General features: G+C 37.9%; 1 pseudogene. It reads left to right on the plus strand.

Features of this window, described 5'->3' with window-relative positions:
* A pseudogene (locus tag CWB85_RS22010) lies at positions 1-475 on the plus strand (tetratricopeptide repeat protein); the annotation flags it as partial.

A 475-nucleotide genomic window follows, 5' to 3' on the forward strand; every position in this document is an offset into this window, starting at 1 on the left:
TTTTTATAATCAGCATCATGCAAAATTAGCCCTACAACAAACGATCCTCAATAACCCGCAAGCCTATGACACTTATTTAGTAAAGGCTGATAAATTCTCTCATGAGCCATTACGCCCAGAAAACTTGAAGGTGGCGCAAATTCTCGAGTTCGACGAAAAGTTTATTACCTTTCAAATAAGCAACTATCGCTATAAGCGTGATAATGCAATTACAATGGCGATGCGCACTAGTTTATTGGTGCAAAAAGATTACTTTTCTTCAAAGACATTAACCTTACCGCGAAGTGAAGTACAACGATTGTATGACGAAGGTACGATTTATGATGTATTACGCCCTTACGCATATAGTTTGTATGGCGGTTTTGTGATGTTTCCCCCACGACCCAAACCTTTATACGAAGGGGTAAAGCTGAATAAAAATAACCAACAAGGTATTCTTTACTACAAAGATGGTTTATTCAAAGATGCCTTTGAG

The organism is Pseudoalteromonas sp. S1727 (assembly GCF_005886375.1).
Classification (GTDB): Bacteria; Pseudomonadota; Gammaproteobacteria; order Enterobacterales; family Alteromonadaceae; genus Pseudoalteromonas; species Pseudoalteromonas haloplanktis.